Below are 19,207 nucleotides of genomic sequence, written 5' to 3'. Positions count from 1 at the left end.
TAACTAAGAACGAGTCTAGCTAAAGGATGCAACCGTTAGTTGCGTTAAAAAAACGGGATAGCAACGGAACTATCCTTATGTTAAGTCGGAAGTATATGTATAATTAAGTTTAAATTCAGGAGGGATAGTTGATGACAATTGGCAAACGAATAAAGGCTGGACGGATAGCAAGAGGGTTAAGTCAGGAAGATATAGCTAAGGAGATGTTTTTAACGAGACAAACTATTTCTAAATGGGAAAATGATAAAAGTATTCCAGATATTTATAATTTCATTTTCTTATCAAATCTATTGGAAGTAACCGTGGCGGAATTATCTGGGATTAGTGATTTTAAGAAACCAAATAATGAAGCAAGTGTTCAAGCTGAAAATAAGCGAAGGGAGCGAGATAAATTGAGAAAAAGAACGGGAATTATGTTAATGATCGCATTTTTTACTTTGCTTTTTGCCTTAATGGCTCATGGGATTTATATTAATTATGTTACAGAAAAAAGAACTGAGGAGTCAATCGCAAAACGCTATTTAACCGTTTATGGCGTGGAGACAATTAATTATAAACTAAAAGGGGATGAACATTCAGTTAAGGATGATAATGATGGAATAGTTAGTTTTATTTTAGCTGATGGGAGCCTCGTCGATGACTTGTCTTATAAAAACATTAAAAGTCTAGGTCTCTTAAATCAAGACAATCAGTCCTTTAAGTCGTCAGAACTAGATAATTTCGCAAAGACGAAGCAAGTCGACATGCTATGGCTGTTAAAATACTGGGAAGAGCATTCAGAATAAGGCATGTCTCTAAAAATTTACTAGAATTTGAAACGTATCCCTATCTGAAGATTAATAAATAAGACGGTGAACCTCAGCTCCTTGAAGCGACACGTCTTATTTTTGTTGCTGATTATTAAGGAATTAGTTGAATCATTTATCCCATTCTTTACTATCCATGTCTTTACCTCCTAATGATGTTGACACTTTTAAGTCATGTAAATGGTGTGAGATTACTATTCTGATTATTTCATACTTACTCCTTCAACATTTTTTTATAAATATGATGGGAAAAGGTAGATGGATCAGTTCTACTAGGCTTTATTTTATTAACAGGACGTTGTAGTCGATAGTGGTTAATATTTTGTTGTGTGGCAGAAATTACTTGCCCGTTCTCTAATATAAAAGTATCATAATTACCAGAATCAGTTAAAGTGACTTCAGCGACACTATAAATTAGTGAAAAACCTGATGCCTCAAGTTCAGCCATTTCTTTTTTTAGTGAGTAGCTACCGTACCAAACAAATGACAAACACAAGCCAAGAATGGTAATGACTGTTAATGCTGTATATTTTGGAAACATATTGTAAACCTCCTTTCGTTTATTAAGGGGTTACTATTTTCTACAGTCAGTTCTATATTATCGACAAAATTCCTGTTTTCAAAATTAATTTTTTCATAACAATTACTTACATTCGTTTTTATATCATGCCTTTTCAGACTGGATTTGTCGATATGTTTTGAATATTCTGTCAATTCAATTTAATGATAAGTATTTTATGAAAATTTGTATTGATAGTTTACGAGTAATAAGACTTTTTATAAAATTTATTTTTTTGTTTTTTTCTGTCGACTATGATATTCTTTTCGGGTAAGATCACTTGAATATCATTTTCCAAAAAATGTTCTCTTCGTTTCGAACTTTATTATTCACAACAGTTTCCTTTGGGGGAACAAAAGTCTCATCAAAATCAGGTATGGGATTATTTAGTATGATTGGATTGTCATTAGGCATATAATTTACCCTCCTTTCTTTATAGTTAAAAATACATTAGATGTCATTTTTTTGCAACTAATATCTTTGAACTAAATATATTTTCTTTAGTGGCTGATATGGCTACTGAAGATTTGTATGAATAAGGATTTCAAATTAGCTTAATATCAACATTTGATGAATCTCTACTTGTAGCTTTGAAATATAATTAAAATAATTGTACTTAGTAGTTAACATTCATATAGAAATGGAATAGATTAGGGTGTACCCTAAGCCTACATATCTGAGTTATTGCCTTTACTACCTTTCGCATGTCTATTTAGGATGAATAGTAAATATTTTTAATTGATTGTGTCATAGAGGGGAGCTAGTTGGAATGAGACAGCAAGCAAAGGGCTATGTTTGTGATCGTTTAATTGTGAGTAGGTTTTTTCGAGCAAAACCATCTTCCTGAGCCATGATTCCAAAATCAAAAACCGTCATCTCTAAAATTGTGGCAAGGAACCACTAAAAAGAGAACAGGCGGTTTTTTTGTGATTTAAAAGGAAGAAACAGCCAATTATCAAAGTTTGTTAGAAGGGGCAGGGATGGAAATCTGCCGAAAAAGTCAGGAATATAAAGGAGTTAGTTATAAAAAAAGACTGATTGTGTCAAATAAATCCAAAATTGTTCATGAATACCTGGTAAATAATGGTAAAAAACCATTGGGTAAAAGCATTGTTTTATCGGGAATTTAGTATATACTAAATCTTGTAAGGGTAAACAGTATATACTAAAGAGGTGTTTTAGTTGAAAGAAATCGACACAAGAGTTTCAAAAACTATCGTTGCCATGCTTTATGCCTTCATCGTTTCGATTGCCTTTAACTTGTTTTGGTTACCAGGTAATATTTACGCCAGTGGCATTACCGGCTTTTCTCAGCTAGTAGTCTCGATTGTGAAAGAATTTTTTCAAGTGAATTTATCAATCCCTTTAATTGTATTACTAATTAATGTCCCGTTGTTACTGATGTCGATCAAACTAATTGATCGGGAGTTCACTTTTTTTACGACAACAGCGGTGCTTTCAACCTACGTCTTTATGAATCTGATTCCAGTGACAAAAGTCGTTGATGACCCGATTATCTCTGCGATTGTCGGTGGCGCCTTACATGGCTTATCTGTGGGTATTACTTTAGATAGTAATTTTTCTACAGGGGGCTTAGATATTTTAGGAATCATCATTAGAAAAAAACCGACGATGTCTTTAGGAACAATCTTTATTATTTTTAATTTAATGATTCAATTTACAGCTGGTTTTTTCTACGGTTGGGAATATGCTTTTTATAGCGCATTAGGAGTCTTTGTGAGCGGTCACGTAGTTGATGAAGTCAATCGGCGCCAACAAAAAATGCAAGTGATGATCGTCACAGGTCATTCAGAGGCTTTAATTGCCACCGTTCAAAAAGAATTATCCCGAGGCATAACCGTCGTCAACAATGTTGAAGGCGCCTTTTTAAAAGAAGAAAAGAAAATCCTCTTCATTATTGTCAGTAAAAAAGAACTACGGAACTTAGAAAGTCTGGTCTGCCGGTTAGACCGCAGTGCCTTTATTAGTGTCTCACCTGGTGTGAGCACAAATACTCAATTTTATGAATGGTAAGAAGGAAGAGAGGTCTGATAACTGATGGAAAAAAAATTATCTGTCTATGAAGAAGTCATGCTTGAAATCGAAAAAAGAATTAAAGAGCAAGTGTATACGACGTCTCAGCGACTGCCGTCAGAGTATGAGTTATCTGATGAATTAGCAGTCAGTCGGCTGACTGTCAGAAAGGCCATCAATGAGTTAGTCAATCAAGAAGTCTTGTTTAAGCAACGGGGCAAAGGAACTTATGTCATGGCAAAGCAAAACAAAGTTCAAAGCGGTCGTTCTGGTTTACAAAGTTTTACGGAAGCAGCCAAAGCGTATGGCAAGAAATCAATGACTAAGATTCTTAAATTTGAAAAACTAGTCAACGTTCCAGCAGGAATTCGTGAAGAACTGGAACTAAAAGAGACCGAGGGCGTCTATCATATTATCCGTTTACGTTCTTTTAATGAAGAACCGATGACGCTGGAAGAACTCTATGTCAATGAAGACTATTTACCAAAAGAGATGTCCCAAGCCTTACTAGAAGAAATCTCACTCTTTGACTTAATTGAAAGAAAAATTGCGATTGCTTATTCTCACCAAGAAGTTGAAGCTGTCCAAGTCACTGAGTCACTCAGTCAGACGTTAAAAATAAGGGAAGGACTACCAATTATGCAAGTCCATTCAAAAACCTTTTCAGTCAATGCTACGCCAATCTTGTATGATATTTCTTACTATCGTGCAGATAAATATAGTTTCAAACAGACACTCTATCGAAAATAAAGAAATGAGGTGCTGACAATCGAGTATCAAGCAGCGATTCAAGGAAAGATTTTAGCAAGTAAAGAGGCTTTTTATCAAGATTTACAAACCCTCTTAAAAATCCCAAGTGTTAAAACTGCGGCCTTACCTGGGGCGCCTTTCGGTCAGGGCAATCAGCAAGTTCTAGCTCAAATTGTAACATTAGGAAAAGCTTATGGCTTTCAGACGAAAGTCGTGGCTGATGCTTTAGCTTATGTGCAAATCGGCGAAGATGACGATGACTATATTGGCATTGTCGGTCATCTCGATGTCGTAGCAGCTACTGGCAAGTGGAGTTATCCGCTATTTGATTTATCTCTGGCAAATGGTCGTCTTTACGGTCGGGGGATCTTAGATAATAAAGGACCAATCTTTGCCTGTTTATATGGCTTGAAATTATTACAAGAAATGGCTTTGCCACTGAATAAGACGTTACGGATTATCTTTGGTACTGATGAAGAAAGTGGCTCAAGTGATATTCCACTGTACTTAGCAACTGAAAAAGCCCCAAGCTTTGCCTTTACGCCAGACTGTAAATACCCGGTGGTTTACGGTGAACGAGGAATCATTCGCTTGGAAATTAAAACACCGCTGAATGAAAGCGGTTTATCTTTAATCGCTGAGATTCGTGGGGATCAAAGCCCGAGTTTTGTGCCAGATTTCTTAGAAACGACAGTCTTCAAACAGTTAGTCGTCGGCAAAGGTCGAAGAAGTCCCTCTAATTCACCAGAAACGGGGAGTAATGCGATTACTGATTTGGCAGAAAGAATCAGCCAACTGCCTTCAGAAAACAGTGAATTAACCGACTACTTTCAGTGGTTAGTCGAGGCCTTTAAAGAAAAGCATTACGGTGAAGGTTTAAATTTAGCCTTAGCCGATCAAGCAAGTGGCTCCTTAATTGTGACCCCCTTTGAATTACGGAAAGAAGAGAAAGAGATGAGCTTAGGCATCAGTATTCGCTATCCCGTCAGTTATAAGGAAGAGGAAGTCTTGAATCGACTGAAAACGGCTTTACCGCCGGGCAGCCACCTTAATATTTTAAGGAGTTACCCAAGCTTACTAGTCGATAAAAATAAGCCGGAAATCCAACAACTGACAAAAGTCTATGAAGAAGTCATGGGTGTTAGCGCGCCACCAGTCACAACGACAGGGGCGACTTATGCCCGAGCAATGCCAAATACGGTTGCCTTCGGGCCCTCATTTCCAGGTCAAAAGGGGATTGCCCATAACGTTGATGAATACATGGACGAAAAGGATTTATTAAAAAATATGGAGATTTATATGCAGGCAATGCTAGCATTGTGTCAATAATTAAGGAGGAATAGTGATGGCTTATGGTTTGATTGCAACATGGCGAATGGCTTACGAAGGAATTAGTCATTCGATGGCAGGTTTAACAAAAGGCGGGACAGCAACCCAGGCAGTAGTAGAAGCAATTAAAATGGTGGAAGATTATCCCTACTATAAATCCGTTGGTTACGGCGGTTTGCCTAATGAGGTAGGAATTGTCGAGTTAGACGCCGCCTTTATGAATGGTGATAACTACGACATCGGCGCTGTGGCAGGCAGTATTCATGTAAAAAATCCGATTGCAGTAGCTGAAAAATTAAGTCATGAGCGGTTTAATTCTTTTTTAGTCGGAGATGGTGTTGGAAAGTATGCAACGAAGGAAGGCTTTGAGATTCAAAACATGTTAACGGAACGAGCTAACCAAACATGGCAGCTTCGCTTAAAAGAAATTTCAGAAAATAATTTAAATCCTTATAATGGTCACGATACCATTGGGATGGTCGGTTTAGACCAAGCTGGCAGTATGGTTGCCGGCACATCAAGTAGTGGCTTGTTTATGAAAAAAGTCGGTCGAGTCGGCGATTCACCTTTATCAGGTTCAGGTTTTTACGTAGACAGTGAGATTGGTGGGGCGACAGCTACTGGTTTAGGGGAAGACTTAATGAAGGGCTGTTTAAGTTATGAAACAGTCCGGCTAATGGGCACCGGCCTTGATCCTCAAACAGCTGTTAATCAAGCTATGGGGGAATTTAGTCAAAAACTTCAGGCTAAAAAAGGCAAAGTTGGGGCATTTTCATTAGTTTGTATGAATACCCAAGGGGAATGGGGAGTAGCGACGAATGTTGAATTCTCCTTTGTTGTCGGGAATCACTTATCAGAACCAAGAATTTACATTGCGACACCAGTCACTGGTAGCCAACTGCCTAAGATTGAAGTCGCCTCAGAAGAATGGTTAGCAGCCTATGCTACAAGAATTAAAGCACCGATTGGAGGAATAAAATAATGCGTTCAAGACAAGTCCATTTAGATTTTCATACGAGTGAGTTTATCCCAGAAATTGGGGCGGCTTTTGATAAAAAAGCCTTTGTTGAAACCTTACAAGCAGCCCATGCGGATTCGATTACTTGCTTTGCCAGATGTCACCACGGCTGGCTATACTACCCTAGTCAAAGACAACCAGAAATGATTCATCCGGAGTTAAAGAATCACGAACTACTAATTGAGCAAATTGATGCCTGTCATGAAGCGAACATTGATGTGCCAGTTTATACAACGGTTCAATGGGATGGTTACATTAGTCGTCATCATCCAGAGTGGTTGTCAGTTGATGAGCAAGGGGAGTTTATTAATACCCAAGGGATTCCTGAACCGCATTTTTACTATACTATCTGCCTTAATAGCCCTTATCGTGACTATTTTAAAGCCCATTTGTTAGACATGTTTGACAGTATTGGCCGGGAAAAGATTGATGGCGTCTTCATGGATATTTTATTCGCTGTGGATTGTCACTGTCAGTATTGCCAAGCAAAGATGGCTGATTTGGCCATTGATGCCTCAGTCAAAAAGAACCGGCTAATGTATTCAAAACAAATGCTCCATGAGTTTAAAGCTGAAATATCTGCCTTAATTTGGCAAGAAATTCCTGAAACTAACGTCTTTTTTAATGGCTCTCACATTGGCCCTCACGATAAAGCTGATTTACCAAGTTACTCTCATCTGGAATTAGAAAGCTTGCCAAGTGGCGGTTGGGGCTACGATCATTTTCCAATTACGGCCCGCTATGCCCGGAATTTAGGCAAAGAAGTTATCGGTATGACTGGTAAATTTCATACGTACTGGGGAGATTTTCACTCATTAAAAAACCAACCAGCTTTAGAATTTGAAGTCTTTAATATGTTTGCCTTAGGAGCATTAGGTGCTTCAATTGGCGATCAACTTCATCCAGATGGGGTCTTATCGAAAGCCGGTTATGACTTAATTGGTCAAGTTTACGGACCAGTCGCTAAAATCGAAGCTGACTGCAAGTTGGCCTCACGTCCTATCGTGGAAATTGGCGTCTTAACACCGGAAGAATATTGGGTGCCAGGATCAGATGAGCCGAGAACTAGTCCAGAGTTAATTGGTGTGACTCGTTTACTGCAAGAACTTAATTACCAATTTAATATTATTGATTCAACAATGGCCTTTTCAGACTATCAAGTGTTAATTTTGCCAGACAGTACCCCTTATAGCCGAGACTTGGAAGAAAAATTACTAGCTTTTGTGGCAAGTGGTGGCAAAATTATCGGTTCTTACGAAGCCATGATCGAAAAAGCAAAAGTCAGTCAGTTGTACGGCATTAAACGCCTTGGACCAGGGAAATTCCAGCGGGAGTTTATTATTCCTAATGACGTGATTGGGAAAGCTTTACCAAAAGAAGAACATGTCTTTTATTTAAGAGGTCAAGAAGTAGTAGCGGAAAGAAGTCAGGTGTTATTAAACACAGTCGAAGCTTACTTCAACCGGGAAGGTAAGACATTTATTTCTCACCAACATGCACCATCAAGTCGTCAAGTTGGCTCGCCAGCTGTCACCGTGACTAATGGGGTGTACTATTTCAGTCAACCAATTTTTAGAAGTTACCGTAAAAATGCTCCGGCCTTTATTAAAGAATTACTGAAAGATGTGCTAGAACAATGTTTACCAATGAAGCAATTAATTCATAATGGGCCATCGACTTTACTGACAACGGTCAATGAATCAGTGGATCATGAGACATACTTAATTCATAGTCTCCATTACATTACCGAAAAGAAATCAGAGGACATTTATACTATTGAAAACTATTATCCTTTAGCTGACATTGAGCTAGCTTGTTATGTGGCTGAAACAAGCGTTAAGAAAGTCACGAATATTCTCACTGATGAAGAGATTGACTTTGACGTAGTTGCTGGCTATGTGAGCTTTAAGCTACCTGTCTTACAACCACACAGTGTCTTTAAAGTTCAAATGGAGTCAAGCCAATGATGATTTTAGCTATCGATATCGGTGGTAGTAGTGTCAAAAGTGCCATTTACGATGGGGCGTTACAGGGGAAACAACAGTTTGACTCTCCCCTGACGTGGTTGACAATGGCGGAAAAATTAGATGCCTTAATTAGTAATTATCGGCAAGAATATGAAATCGAGAGAATCGCCTTTAGTGTACCGGGAGTGCCTAATAAAACAACTGGCTGGCTTGAAGGCGCTAGCTCCCTGCATTATTTACACGATGTCCCTTTTATTGAGTATTTTCAAAAGAAACATCAATTACCAGTGACATTTGAAAATGATGCTAATTGCGCCTGCCAAGCAGAAATGGCTTTAGGTCAGGGGAAATCTGCTAAGAACATTGTCTTTTTAGTCATTGGTACGGGGATTGGTGGGGTTACAGTCTTAGATGGGGAGATTCGCAGCGGTCAGCATTATTATGGTGGTGAATACGGCATGATGCTAGTCGATGGTCGGCATGAATGGAGCATCTTAGGTTCTGCCGTCCATATGGCTCGCAAATACTCTCAAGGCAAGGATCGAGACTTTAGCGGTCAAGAAGTCTTTGCTTTAGCCGAGGCCGGAGATCAGCTGGCCCAAAGCTTGTGTCACGACTTGTATCGTTATTTAGCCTTAGGTTTATACAATTTGCAATACATTATTGACCCAGAGCTTTTCATTTTAGGTGGGGGAATTACGCAACATCCAGAATTACTTGAAAATATCGAAAAAGCCTTAACTGAGATTATGTCTTATGGGCAACGCTGTCCCTTGAGACCTAACATCAAGTTGGCAACATTTAAAAATGATGCCAATTTGATTGGGGCAGCTTTAACGAAAATAAATTAAAAAAACAGAGAAGAGAGTCGTGACTGATGTCAGGCAACTCTTCTCTGTTTTAATTTAAATGTTGTCCTTAGGAAGTCGTAAAAGTTAAGTAGTCCTTTTAGTAGCAAAATAGTCACTTGCTAAAATAGCATAGAGCTCGCTATCAACCCACTGCTCATCAAAGTTGAAAGCTTCCCGGCGCCTGCCTTCATAGGTGAACCCAGCTTTTTGATACACGTGACGGGCCCGAGGGTTAAAAGCAAAAACTTCTAATTCTAAGCGGTGCAACTGTAAGTATTCAAAAGCGTAAGTCACGATTAATTGGGTAGCTAAGCTACCGAAACCTTGATTACGCCCAGCTTCACCAATTAAAATCCGAAAATTAGCACTTTGATTGTCCGGATCCCACTCATTAAGAACGACTTCACCAACGACTTTACCAAGATCATGGCTGTGAATCGCTAAATCAAGGCGATCGGTTTGAGTGTGACGGCTTGCGTACCAGTCAACTGTTGCCTGAAGCCTTTCGGGTGTGAAAGGTTGTTGAGCTTGAACAGTCGTTGCGGCGCTACCAGTTAAGCGTTGGACAGTCGGTTCACTAATGATTGCTAAAAGCTCCTGAAAATCAGCTTCAGCAAAGGGCCGAAGTTGAAGCGGACCAGCTGTTAAAGTTGGTTTAGTTGTAAAATCAGGGCGATGTTTAGTCATCCTTAACCTCCTTAAATTAGTTATAAGTCTTAGCTACGTAAGCCACGACCACGTTCAATTAAGTACCAACAGACACTGTATAAAACAACAATAAAGACAATTAAAATCACCATTGAGAATAAAACAGGAACGTCAATCACTCCCAAAAAGCCGTAGCGGAAACCAGAGACCATATAAACAATCGGGTTAACTTTCGAAATGGCTTGCCAGACTGGCGGTAACATTGTGATTGAGTAAAAGACCCCACCTAAGTAAGTTAATGGTTGTAAGACAAAGGTTGGCACGATTGAGACGTCATCAAAAGATTTCGCGAAAATCCCATTTAACAAACCGGCTAATGAAAATAAAATGGCAGTCATTAATAAGGTGATAATTACAATTAGCCAAGAGTGGACCGCTAAAGGCACGAAAAAGAGGGAGATTAAAGTCACTAAGGTCCCGACTAAAATACTTCGGCCAAGGCCGCCTGTGACAAAGCCCCAAATAATAATATGAGTCGGAACAGGGGCGATTAATAATTCCTCGATGTTTTTTTGGAACTTTTGTGAGAAAAAGGATGAGGCCACATTAGAGTAGGCACTAGTAATAACGGACATCATAATTAGTCCAGGGACAATAAATTCCATATACGTAAAGCCGGCCATTTCACCGATTCGTCCGCCGATTAAGTTGCCGAAAATGACAAAATAAAGGGAAGTTGTGATGACTGGTGGGACTAGGGTTTGCACCCAAATTCGTAAGTAGCGATTGGTTTCTTTAACTGCTAAGCTTTTTAAAGCGGTAAAATAAAGATTAAACATTTTTTTCCTCCAAGACATCTTTTTCTTCAGTAATTTTTAAGAATAGTTCTTCTAAACGATTTGATTTATTGCGCATGGATAGGACGGTAATCCCTTGAGCGGATAATTGCTCGAAAATGCCATTTAAGCCTTGATTACGCTCGACTTCGACAGCTAGGGTCAAGTCATCTTCAAGAGTGCTTTGGTAACCAGTTAAGACTGGTAGCTTTTCAGCTGGGGCTAAATCGAAAATAAAAGTTTCAAATTGTAAAGTAGCTAGAAGAGCTTTCATACTAGTATTTTCAATTAGTTCGCCAGTTTGAATGATACCGATGTTGCGACAAAGCATTTCGGCTTCTTCTAAATAATGAGTCGTTAAGATAATCGTTGTCCCATTATTATTTAACTCTCGTAAGAAGTCCCACATGTCACGGCGGAGTTCAATATCAACGCCAGCAGTTGGTTCATCTAAAATCAATAGTCGTGGCTCATGCATTAAGGCCCGAGCAATCATTAAGCGACGTTTCATTCCCCCAGAGAGCATCCGCGCCCGTTCGTGGCGTTTCTCCCAAAGGTCAGATTGTTTTAAATACTTTTCACTGCGTTTCAAGGCTTCTTTCCGAGGAACACCGTAATAACCTGCTTGGTTCACGACGATTTGTTCCACTGTTTCAAAAGGGTTAAAGTTAAACTCTTGTGGCACTAAACCGATTTGTTGTTTGGCACGAACCAGGTCAGTATCTAAGTCATAATCAAAGACTTTAACTTGGCCTAAGGTTTTATTGACTAGAGAAGTGATGATACCGATAGTCGTTGATTTACCAGCCCCATTAGGTCCTAGTAAGGCATAAAAATCCCCTTCGGCCACAGTTAAATTAATGCCACGGAGGGCTTTAACGCCAGTGCTGTAAGTTTTAGTTAAGTTGTTTATTTCAAGTGCGTAAGTCATTTTGTTAGTTTCTCCTTAGTTAATGAATTCTTTTGGTCAGTTTTTCCTTGGGAGACATGACAATCACAAGTCTCAGCTTGGCAAAGGTAGCCGTGTTCACTATTTGACAGTAAGAGGGCGGTTGATTCACTAAAATCGCGAATAAACGCTGGTCTCAAAGCGTAATTATGCCATTGCTTTTCTTTCGTAACAGAGACAATCCCAGCTTTTTCAAGGACTTTCATATGATGAGACAAAGTCGGTTGGGTAAAGTCAAAGTGTGCTAAAACATCACAAGCACAAAGCTGCTCAGTTGATAGTAAATCAATAATTTTCATGCGATTCGGATCAGCCATTGCTTTTAAAACGAGTGAGAGTTGGTCATAGTTCATGCTTTTTCCTCCTTCAATATAGATAGACGTCAATGTTTAATATAGAGCATCATCAATATAAAGTCAAGAAAGACTGAAAAGATTCTGAAAAATAGTATTCAGGCCATTTTATTGCTACAATAGATAGGCGCGATAAACTGAGCACAAGAGGAGAAATAATAGACATGAGAAATATTAAATTAACAATTGAATACGATGGTAAGGCTTATCTTGGTTGGCAACGACTAGGTGATTCAGATAAAACCATTCAAGGGAAACTTGAAGGGGTGTTATCACGAATGACTGATGAAACGATTGAAATTACCGGCTCAGGGAGAACGGATGCTGGGGCTCACGCTAAAGGCCAAGTGGCGAACTTTAAAACAAGTTCAACGATGAAATTAGCTAATATGGTTGAGTTTCTAAATCGTTACTTACCACGAGACATTGTCGTAATTAAAGCTCAAGAAGCAGCGGAAAGATTCCACTCGCGCTATAACGCTAAAGGTAAAAAATACACGTATAACGTTTGGACGAATGAGATCCCAACAACCTTTAACCGTTATTATAGTTATCATTACCCCCAACATCTAGATACGGCTAAAATGAAGGAAGCCTGTGAGTTACTAGTTGGTGAACATGATTTCTTAGGTTTTTCTTCTTTGAAGAAAAGCAAAAAATCAACTGTTAGAACGATTAAAGAGCTATCGATAGAAAGAGATGGCAGCATGATGCAAATTACTTTCGTCGGCGATGGCTTCTTATATAATATGGTGCGAATCATTGTCGGAACGATTTTAGAAGTTGGTTCAGGAAAAATGGAATTGGCTGAGATTGAAGAAATCTTTGCTAGTGGTGTCCGTCAAGGGGCAGGCGAGACTGTTCCGTCACATGGTTTATTCTTGGATGAAGTTTATTATAATTAATAGTGAAGCAGTCAAAAAAGACTTAGTAGTGATTTTTAGCTACTAAGTCTTTTTTTTATGGATATGTTTTAGGTGCAGTGGTTAAGGTTTTGCCTTCTAAGAATTTATTTAATGACTCTTTAATGACTGAAAAAATAGATGTTATGACTCATCCCACCCATCAAGTACTTAATAACTGTTTAAACTTATTAATAATAACTGTGTACTCACTATTTTTTTTCTGAACTATTTTAAATTCACAAGTAGGGGAACAATTTTCAATCGTAATTTGATGAAGTTCACCAGCAGCCAATTCTTTTGCTACGGACATCCGGTAAAGAAAGGAAATCCCTTCATTATGCGTAACTAAATTTTTTATCAAATGAATGTTACCAATCGTCATTTGAAAAGGAAAATGTTGGGTTGTTAATCGCAAGCTGGTTAAGGCTTCTTTCAGAAGGGCTAAGACACCTGAGCCTTCTTCACGAATAAAAATCATTTCTTGAGCTAAGGCTGAAAGTTTAACAGTTTGATCTTTCAGGGGGTGAGAGGGGCCGCAGACACAAATAATATCGTGTGTTAAGAAAGCCAGAGAGTCATAGTCTTTGTGATCAAAGGGACCGGATATTAAGGCGAGATCAATTTCTCGCTTGTCTAATTGGCTTAATAATTGAGTAGTATTGTCGACAGTTAGTTTAACTGTGTAAGCGTTATTATTTTGAAAGTCTTTGATTTTATCCCAAATAAAATACTCACCAATCGTGCGACTAGCTCCGACGGTTAAGGTTTTATCTGTGAGAGTAGCCGTGAAATTATTTTTAGTTACTTCAATGTCAGTCATGATTTTATGGAGTTGTTTTTTTAAATAAAGACCGTTACTTGTTATTTTAAGTTGGTTGTCATAATACTCCACTAGGCGAACACCAAGATGATTTTCTAAATATTGAATATGTTTAGTCACAGCCGGTTGACTGAGATTTAATTTTTTAGCAGCTTTCGTATAATTCAAAGCCTCAGTTAAGGCGATGAACGTCTCATATCGGTAATCAAGCATGGGGGATTCTCCTTTGAGAAACGGTTTATTTTCAATGTAAGAACTTTGAGAAATATTTATCAAACTATTCCGTTTAGTAATTACATTATAACAACTTGTTATTTTAATTACAACGTGAACTGCTATATAATCGGATATATCCGGATGAGTTAAATTAAAATCATTAGTGATAAATATCACAAAAGGGGTCGAGGAAGTGGCTAAATCACAAGTAGCAGCACTAGAAAATTTTGATAAACGACAACCAGTCGGTGGGATTTTGTTAATTATTGTACTCTTTTGTTTGGGACTTTACCTGAGTACGATTAAAGCTATTTTACCACTGCAATTATTATCAGGAATCTTATTAGGAATAGTTTTAACTCGAGCACGGTTTGGTTTTGCCGGGGGCATTAAAAGAATTTACGTTCGTGGAGAGGGAAGTTTAACGAAAGCCTTATTAGTAATGTTAGCGGTTACGATGTTAGTCTTTTTAGGCGCCCAATGGTTTGCAGCACAAAATGGCGCAGTTCCGGCCTTTATCGCTGGCGACAGCGACTTGATTATTCCAGGTACTCAAAATGTCCACTTCGCTAATATTGCAACGATTATTGGCGGCTTTATTTTCGGAATGGGTATGATCTTTTCCGGTGGTTGTGCTTCAGGTACGTTAACGGATATGGGAGAAGGCGAAGGTCGGGCTTTAATTGCGTTTATCTTTTTCGTTCTTGGTTCTGCACCAGGGGAATGGGCCCGTTACACTGTGGATCAATCAGCCTTGGGGAAAGTTGGTTTACAAGCTTATTTACCAGATTATCTTGGTTACCTTGGGGCCTTTGGCTTGTCTTTAATCGGAATCGGTGTGATTTATTGGCTGACAGTTAATTATGAGCAAAAACGAAAATTAACAAATAGCTACGCTAATCCACTAGGCGACTGGGAAGAGTTTGAAAAACCCTTAGCAGAAGACAATTCGGGTTTTTGGAGTTTTAAGACATACCATAAGTTCTTTATTGAACGTTTATCCTTTATGACTGGCGGTCTATTGATTGCGTTTATCTGTAGTTTCATCTTACTAACAACGGGGAAAGCATGGGGGGTCACTAGTGCCTTTTCGAAACTGGCAGTAGCAGTTCTACAACCTTTAGGCGTCTCTTTTGATTCGCCAGCTTTTACTAAAATTGTCGCAGATGTGAATGGTGGTTTATTAAGTGATGGTGGGACGATTCGCAACTTAGGGATTGTCGCAGGAGCGGTCATCGCCTTTTTACTAGCCGGTCGTTTTTCATGGAAATTCAAAATTAGCTTGAAAGATGGCAGTTATTTTGCCTTGGGAGGTTTGATGATGGGCTTTGGCGCTCGCTTGGCTAAAGGCTGTAATGCCGGTGCCTTGTATTCAGCGATGAGTACCTTTTCAATTGCCGGCTGGGTGTTCCTAGTGGCTATGTGTTTCGGTGGGGTCGCTTGTTTGAAACTATTTGCCGGTAAGATGTCAATGGTTCCCCCAGCTAGAAAATAAGTAGCACAGTTTTAAAAGATAGTATGACATTTAATTAATTTGAGGAGGATATTATTAATGAGTAAACGAATTTTAATTGTTGGAGGCGTCGCTGGTGGCGCATCAGCAGCAGCTAGAGCACGAAGAATTGATGAGTCAGCCGAAATTACGATGTTTGAAAGAGGGCCCTTCGTCTCCTTCTCCAACTGTGCCTTACCGTTTCATTTAAGTGGGATTGTGCCAGAAGCTAGTAATCTAGTCTTAATGACACCGGAAGTCTTCGATAAACAATACAATATCAAGGCAGAAGTTAATAGTGAAGTGATTAAAATTAACCCAGCTGAGCAAACAATCCTAGTTAAGAACACAGTCACAGGTAGCGAAACTTTAGAAAGTTATGACGAACTAATCTTGTCACCAGGTGCTAACCCAATTTTGCCACAGAGCATAAAGGGAATTGGCCAAGACCACGTCTTTACGGTTCGCAACGTTCCTGATATTGACGGAATTCAAAACTATTTAACGGCGAATGAGATTAGTGACGTTGTTGTTGTTGGGGGCGGCTTTATCGGCATCGAAGTTGCTGAAAACCTACACTTAGCTCAGAAAAAGGTCACATTAGTCGAGGCAGCTAATCAAGTAATGGCACCTTTTGATTATGACATGGCGCAAATTTTACATAAAGAAATAATTGATAATCAAGTCGAGCTATTATTAGAAGATGCTGTAACTGAGATTACAGCTGACTCGGTTATTCTAAGTTCAGGCAAAGAAGTGAAAGCCGGCGCAGTCATTATGGCAATTGGCGTGACACCAGAAACAACCTTAGCAAAAGAAGCTGGCTTAACTCTAGGGGAAACTGGGGGGATTAAAGTTAACCATCACTATCAAACCTCAGCTCCACATATTTACGCAGTCGGCGATGCAATCGAAGTGACTCATTTACAAACTAAAAAACCAACTCGTTTGACTTTAGCCGGTCCCGCACAACGGCAAGCACGAGCTGCTGCTGATCATATGTATGGGAAGACTTATCGGAACACAGGGGTCATTGGCTCGTCAGTGATTCAGTGCTTTGGTATGAATGCCGCCTCAACAGGGCTAAATGAAAAAGATTGTCAAAAAGAAGGCTTAGATTATCGGACAGCCTATGTGATACCGAAAGATCGAGTCGGTTTAATGCCAGATGCGAAGCCCTTATTTTTTAAACTGGTCTTTGCTTATCCTTCAGGGCAAATCTTAGGCGCTCAAGCCCTAGGACAAGGCAATGTTGATAAGCGAATTGATGTGATTGCGACAATGATTACGATGAATGGGAATTTAGAAGACCTTAAAGAGTTAGAGCTATCTTATTCACCAATGTTTGGGACAGCGAAAGATGTTGTAAATATGGCAGCTCTTGTTGGGTTGAATATTTTGAATGGCGAATACAAACAAGTACCTGTGACGGAAATTAGAGGGCTAGTTGAACAGTCGGCCTTTATCATCGATGCTCGAGAACCACATGAATTTGCAGAAGGCCACTTAAAGAATGCGATTAATATTCCATTTAGTCAATTCCGTCAACGCCTGTCTGAAATCCCGAAAGATCAACCTGTTTATGTTCATTGTCTATCAAGTCAACGGAGCTATAACATGGTAAAAGCCTTGGGCATGTTAGGTTATGCAAATGTCTACAACTTAATGGGGTCCTTCTTAGGGGTCAGTATGTATGAATATTACAATGACCAAATGCAAAAGCGAACACCGATTATGACAAATTATCGCTTTGATTTGCTATAAAAATTAATGAAGATAAGAGGGGTTAGGGAAATTGACCTAACTCCTTTTATTTAACAGGAAAGGTGAAGCTAGATGAAGCAAGTCACTGAAAAAAAATATAAAGTTTTAACTTGGGGAACGTGGTTTGTGATTATTGGATTGTGGTTGCTTCTAACAGAAACAGGTTTGGTGGCTTCTCGCTTAGTCCCCTCACCAATCCAAGTGCTTAAAACCTTTGGCAAAATTGTGAAAGAGGGTTACAACGGTATTTCTTTTTGGCAACATGGGGCGATTAGTTTGTACCGTTTAACTTTAGCAACGACCTTAGCTGTCTTGACAGCAGTTCCTCTCGGTTTGTTAAGTGGTTATTTCAAACCTTTTCGAGCGATTGTTGATTCAGTCGTGCAGTTTTATCGGCCACTGCCACCCTTGGCGTATTACACGCTCTTAATTTTGTGGCTCGGCATTGATGAAACCTCAAAAGTCACCTTACTGTATTTAGCCGCTTTTGCGCCAATTTATTTAGCTTGTGTTTCGGCAGTTGGTAATCTCAGTGAGGAATTATTATTAAGTGCAGAATCATTAGGTGCCAGTAAGCGTCAAATTTTTCTGACAATCGTTTTACCTGGAAGTTTACCAGAAATTTTTACAGGTCTCAGAACAGCTGTTGGCGTGGCTTATACGACGTTAGTATCGGCGGAAATGATTGCTGCAACCTCAGGTATCGGTTGGATGGTAATTGACGCCTCCCGTTACTTGAAAAGCGATGTGATGTTTGTTGGGATCATTTTAATGGGCTTAACGGGAATCTTACTCGATTTAGGTTTAAGAAAAATTGAACAAAAATTAATTTTTTGGAAAGGAAAAAGTTAAAGATGTCTAAAATAAAAGGTCAAGTGATGGTTTTAGGTTTCCTCTGTCTAAGTTTATTTCTAGTCAGTGGCTGTGACTCTAATAACAAGCAAGGGGCTGATCAGGAATATCCTAAAGAAGTTAGGATTGGTATTATTAGAGTGCCTAACGATAAACAAGTGGCAATTGCTGAAAATTATTTTTCAACTTATTTCGACGAGCTAGGGATTTCACAAAAATTTGTCTTTTTTGACTCGGGAGTAGCTGCTAATCAAGCCTTTGCTTCTGGCAGTATTGATTTTGCAGAAATGGGTTACACGAATGGTGTTGTGGCTCTAGGCTCAGATTTACCAGTTAAGTTAATTTGGTTGCATGAAATTATTGGCTCAAGTGAAGGCTTAGTCGTCCAAGGGGAGACCGAGATTCGTCAAGTTGCTGACTTAGTCGGTAAAAAAATTGCGACGCCTTTTAGTTCAACTGCTCACTATAGCTTGCTAAATAGCTTAAAAGAAGCAGGGATAGCTGATCAAGTGACATTGTTAGATATGCAGACGAGTGAAATTGTCGCAGCTTGGGAACGAGGGGACATTGACGGTGCCTATACTTGGGAGCCGACCTTGTCTGTCCTTAAGGAAAAAGGCCAAGTAATCATCGATAGTCAAGAGCTTGCAGCGGCAGGTTATTTAACGGCTAACATTGAGTTAGTCCACGAAAATTTTGCAAAAAAATACCCTGAACTAGTGACTAGTTACCTCGATATTTTGAATCAAGGGGTTCAGTTGTATCAAAAGGAACCTAAGAAGGCCGGAAAAGCAGCTGCCAAAGCCTTAGACATAACAGAAACAGAAGCCTTAGCACAAATGGCAGGCACGCGCTGGTTAACTAAAGAAGAACAATTACAAGAAGGGTTTTTAGGAACACAAGAGAAGCCAGGAGCATTCTCACAAGTCTTTTTAGAAACGGCAGAGTTTTTAAAAGATCAAGGAGTTTTGGCAGAAGTTCCGACAAGTGCAGCAATTAATCAATTTATTGATACTAGTTATTTGGAAGCAACATTAAAATAAGTTAGGAGGGGAGTC

At 39.2% G+C, this 19,207-nt stretch carries 18 protein-coding genes; 12 read left to right on the top strand and 6 right to left on the bottom strand.

Annotated features, from left to right (window positions below; all coding sequences use genetic code 11):
* The first annotated feature begins 131 nt into the window (after positions 1 to 131).
* Positions 132 to 785 (top strand): helix-turn-helix domain-containing protein, encoded by a 654-nt coding sequence (locus CBF35_RS07270; RefSeq protein WP_126779605.1) that lies wholly within the window; start codon positions 132 to 134, stop codon positions 783 to 785.
* A 235-nt stretch (positions 786 to 1,020) separates the two neighbouring features.
* On the opposite strand, the gene CBF35_RS07265 is transcribed toward CBF35_RS07270, so the two are convergent.
* Positions 1,021 to 1,347 carry a hypothetical protein gene (locus CBF35_RS07265; protein WP_126779603.1) on the bottom strand — a complete coding sequence of 109 codons (327 nt, stop codon included), beginning with the start codon at positions 1,345 to 1,347 and terminating at the stop codon, positions 1,021 to 1,023.
* A gap of 1,200 nt (positions 1,348 to 2,547) precedes the next feature.
* Here CBF35_RS07265 and CBF35_RS07260 point away from each other — a divergent pair.
* The 6 genes from CBF35_RS07260 to CBF35_RS07235 are packed head-to-tail and all read left to right on the top strand — an operon-like array spanning position 2,548 to position 9,314.
* Positions 2,548 to 3,399, top strand: a complete 852-nt coding sequence (locus tag CBF35_RS07260) for a YitT family protein (RefSeq protein ID WP_244922577.1) — start codon at positions 2,548 to 2,550, stop codon at positions 3,397 to 3,399.
* A gap of 24 nt (positions 3,400 to 3,423) precedes the next feature.
* Positions 3,424 to 4,149 (top strand): GntR family transcriptional regulator, LSA1692 subfamily, encoded by a 726-nt coding sequence (locus CBF35_RS07255; protein WP_126779602.1) that lies wholly within the window; start codon positions 3,424 to 3,426, stop codon positions 4,147 to 4,149.
* A gap of 12 nt (positions 4,150 to 4,161) precedes the next feature.
* Complete coding sequence (locus CBF35_RS07250) at positions 4,162 to 5,478, top strand: Sapep family Mn(2+)-dependent dipeptidase (protein WP_126779673.1); 1,317 nt, start codon at positions 4,162 to 4,164, stop codon at positions 5,476 to 5,478.
* Between the two features lie 16 nt (positions 5,479 to 5,494).
* Positions 5,495 to 6,460 carry a glycosylasparaginase gene (locus CBF35_RS07245; RefSeq protein ID WP_126779601.1) on the top strand — a complete coding sequence of 322 codons (966 nt, stop codon included), beginning with the start codon at positions 5,495 to 5,497 and terminating at the stop codon, positions 6,458 to 6,460.
* On the top strand, positions 6,460 to 8,463 hold the full coding sequence (locus tag CBF35_RS07240) for an alpha-amylase family protein (protein ID WP_126779599.1): 2,004 nt from the start codon (positions 6,460 to 6,462) through the stop codon (positions 8,461 to 8,463). The genes CBF35_RS07245 and CBF35_RS07240 overlap by 1 nt, the downstream gene beginning before the upstream one ends.
* Entirely contained in the window at positions 8,460 to 9,314 is an 855-nt protein-coding gene (locus CBF35_RS07235) for an ROK family protein (protein ID WP_126779597.1), read from the top strand. Before CBF35_RS07240 ends, CBF35_RS07235 begins: the two co-directional genes overlap by 4 nt.
* An 84-nt stretch (positions 9,315 to 9,398) precedes the next feature.
* Here CBF35_RS07235 and CBF35_RS07230 read toward each other — a convergent pair whose 3' ends face one another.
* From CBF35_RS07230 to CBF35_RS07215, 4 genes are read right to left on the bottom strand one after another with little or no spacing between them, the layout of a single operon-like run.
* Positions 9,399 to 10,001 carry a GNAT family N-acetyltransferase gene (locus tag CBF35_RS07230; protein ID WP_126779595.1) on the bottom strand — a complete coding sequence of 201 codons (603 nt, stop codon included), beginning with the start codon at positions 9,999 to 10,001 and terminating at the stop codon, positions 9,399 to 9,401.
* A gap of 29 nt (positions 10,002 to 10,030) precedes the next feature.
* The gene (locus CBF35_RS07225) at positions 10,031 to 10,801 is read right to left on the bottom strand and encodes an ABC transporter permease (protein WP_126779593.1); all 771 of its coding nucleotides are present in this window, start codon (positions 10,799 to 10,801) and stop codon (positions 10,031 to 10,033) included.
* Positions 10,794 to 11,729, bottom strand: a complete 936-nt coding sequence (locus CBF35_RS07220; RefSeq protein WP_126779591.1) for an ABC transporter ATP-binding protein — start codon at positions 11,727 to 11,729, stop codon at positions 10,794 to 10,796. The genes CBF35_RS07225 and CBF35_RS07220 overlap by 8 nt, the downstream gene beginning before the upstream one ends.
* Complete coding sequence (locus CBF35_RS07215) at positions 11,726 to 12,100, bottom strand: ArsR/SmtB family transcription factor (protein ID WP_126779589.1); 375 nt, start codon at positions 12,098 to 12,100, stop codon at positions 11,726 to 11,728. Before CBF35_RS07215 ends, CBF35_RS07220 begins: the two co-directional genes overlap by 4 nt.
* Positions 12,101 to 12,264: 164 nt before the next feature.
* Here CBF35_RS07215 and truA point away from each other — a divergent pair, with 164 nt between their 5' ends.
* Complete coding sequence (truA, locus tag CBF35_RS07210; protein WP_126779587.1) at positions 12,265 to 13,005, top strand: tRNA pseudouridine(38-40) synthase TruA; 741 nt, start codon at positions 12,265 to 12,267, stop codon at positions 13,003 to 13,005.
* 160 nt (positions 13,006 to 13,165) lie between these two features.
* On the opposite strand, the gene CBF35_RS07205 is transcribed toward truA, so the two are convergent.
* Positions 13,166 to 14,038 (bottom strand): LysR family transcriptional regulator, encoded by an 873-nt coding sequence (locus tag CBF35_RS07205; protein ID WP_126779585.1) that lies wholly within the window; start codon positions 14,036 to 14,038, stop codon positions 13,166 to 13,168.
* A 196-nt stretch (positions 14,039 to 14,234) separates the two neighbouring features.
* Between CBF35_RS07205 and CBF35_RS07200 the strand changes: the two genes are divergently transcribed.
* From CBF35_RS07200 to CBF35_RS07185, 4 genes are all read left to right on the top strand, one after another.
* Entirely contained in the window at positions 14,235 to 15,536 is a 1,302-nt protein-coding gene (locus CBF35_RS07200) for a YeeE/YedE family protein (RefSeq protein ID WP_126779583.1), read from the top strand.
* A gap of 57 nt (positions 15,537 to 15,593) precedes the next feature.
* On the top strand, positions 15,594 to 17,297 hold the full coding sequence (locus tag CBF35_RS07195) for an FAD-dependent oxidoreductase (RefSeq protein ID WP_126779581.1): 1,704 nt from the start codon (positions 15,594 to 15,596) through the stop codon (positions 17,295 to 17,297).
* Between the two features lie 72 nt (positions 17,298 to 17,369).
* The gene (locus CBF35_RS07190; RefSeq protein WP_126779579.1) at positions 17,370 to 18,149 is read left to right on the top strand and encodes an ABC transporter permease; all 780 of its coding nucleotides are present in this window, start codon (positions 17,370 to 17,372) and stop codon (positions 18,147 to 18,149) included.
* Positions 18,150 to 18,151: 2 nt separating this feature from the next.
* Entirely contained in the window at positions 18,152 to 19,192 is a 1,041-nt protein-coding gene (locus tag CBF35_RS07185; RefSeq protein WP_126779577.1) for a taurine ABC transporter substrate-binding protein, read from the top strand.
* Positions 19,193 to 19,207 lie beyond the last annotated feature (15 nt).

Source organism: Vagococcus salmoninarum, assembly GCF_003987495.1.
Lineage (GTDB): Bacteria > Bacillota > Bacilli > Lactobacillales > Vagococcaceae > Vagococcus_D > Vagococcus_D salmoninarum.
The sequence above is the reverse complement of the archived record's forward strand: the minus strand, read 5'-3'. Positions and strand labels throughout refer to the sequence as shown.

What these genes read in the sequence shown, in the direction of transcription:
- CBF35_RS07270 (WP_126779605.1), top strand. Translation starts at nt 132, where the DNA reads ATGACAATTGGCAAACGAATAAAGGCTGGACGGATAGCAAGAGGGTTA.
- CBF35_RS07265 (WP_126779603.1), bottom strand. Translation starts at nt 1,347, where the DNA reads ATGTTTCCAAAATATACAGCATTAACAGTCATTACCATTCTTGGCTTG.
- CBF35_RS07255 (WP_126779602.1), top strand. Translation starts at nt 3,424, where the DNA reads ATGGAAAAAAAATTATCTGTCTATGAAGAAGTCATGCTTGAAATCGAA.
- CBF35_RS07245 (WP_126779601.1), top strand. Translation starts at nt 5,495, where the DNA reads ATGGCTTATGGTTTGATTGCAACATGGCGAATGGCTTACGAAGGAATT.
- CBF35_RS07240 (WP_126779599.1), top strand. Translation starts at nt 6,460, where the DNA reads ATGCGTTCAAGACAAGTCCATTTAGATTTTCATACGAGTGAGTTTATC.
- CBF35_RS07235 (WP_126779597.1), top strand. Translation starts at nt 8,460, where the DNA reads ATGATGATTTTAGCTATCGATATCGGTGGTAGTAGTGTCAAAAGTGCC.
- CBF35_RS07230 (WP_126779595.1), bottom strand. Translation starts at nt 10,001, where the DNA reads ATGACTAAACATCGCCCTGATTTTACAACTAAACCAACTTTAACAGCT.
- CBF35_RS07225 (WP_126779593.1), bottom strand. Translation starts at nt 10,801, where the DNA reads ATGTTTAATCTTTATTTTACCGCTTTAAAAAGCTTAGCAGTTAAAGAA.
- CBF35_RS07220 (WP_126779591.1), bottom strand. Translation starts at nt 11,729, where the DNA reads ATGACTTACGCACTTGAAATAAACAACTTAACTAAAACTTACAGCACT.
- CBF35_RS07215 (WP_126779589.1), bottom strand. Translation starts at nt 12,100, where the DNA reads ATGAACTATGACCAACTCTCACTCGTTTTAAAAGCAATGGCTGATCCG.
- truA (WP_126779587.1), top strand. Translation starts at nt 12,265, where the DNA reads ATGAGAAATATTAAATTAACAATTGAATACGATGGTAAGGCTTATCTT.
- CBF35_RS07205 (WP_126779585.1), bottom strand. Translation starts at nt 14,038, where the DNA reads ATGCTTGATTACCGATATGAGACGTTCATCGCCTTAACTGAGGCTTTG.
- CBF35_RS07195 (WP_126779581.1), top strand. Translation starts at nt 15,594, where the DNA reads ATGAGTAAACGAATTTTAATTGTTGGAGGCGTCGCTGGTGGCGCATCA.
- CBF35_RS07190 (WP_126779579.1), top strand. Translation starts at nt 17,370, where the DNA reads ATGAAGCAAGTCACTGAAAAAAAATATAAAGTTTTAACTTGGGGAACG.
- CBF35_RS07185 (WP_126779577.1), top strand. Translation starts at nt 18,152, where the DNA reads ATGTCTAAAATAAAAGGTCAAGTGATGGTTTTAGGTTTCCTCTGTCTA.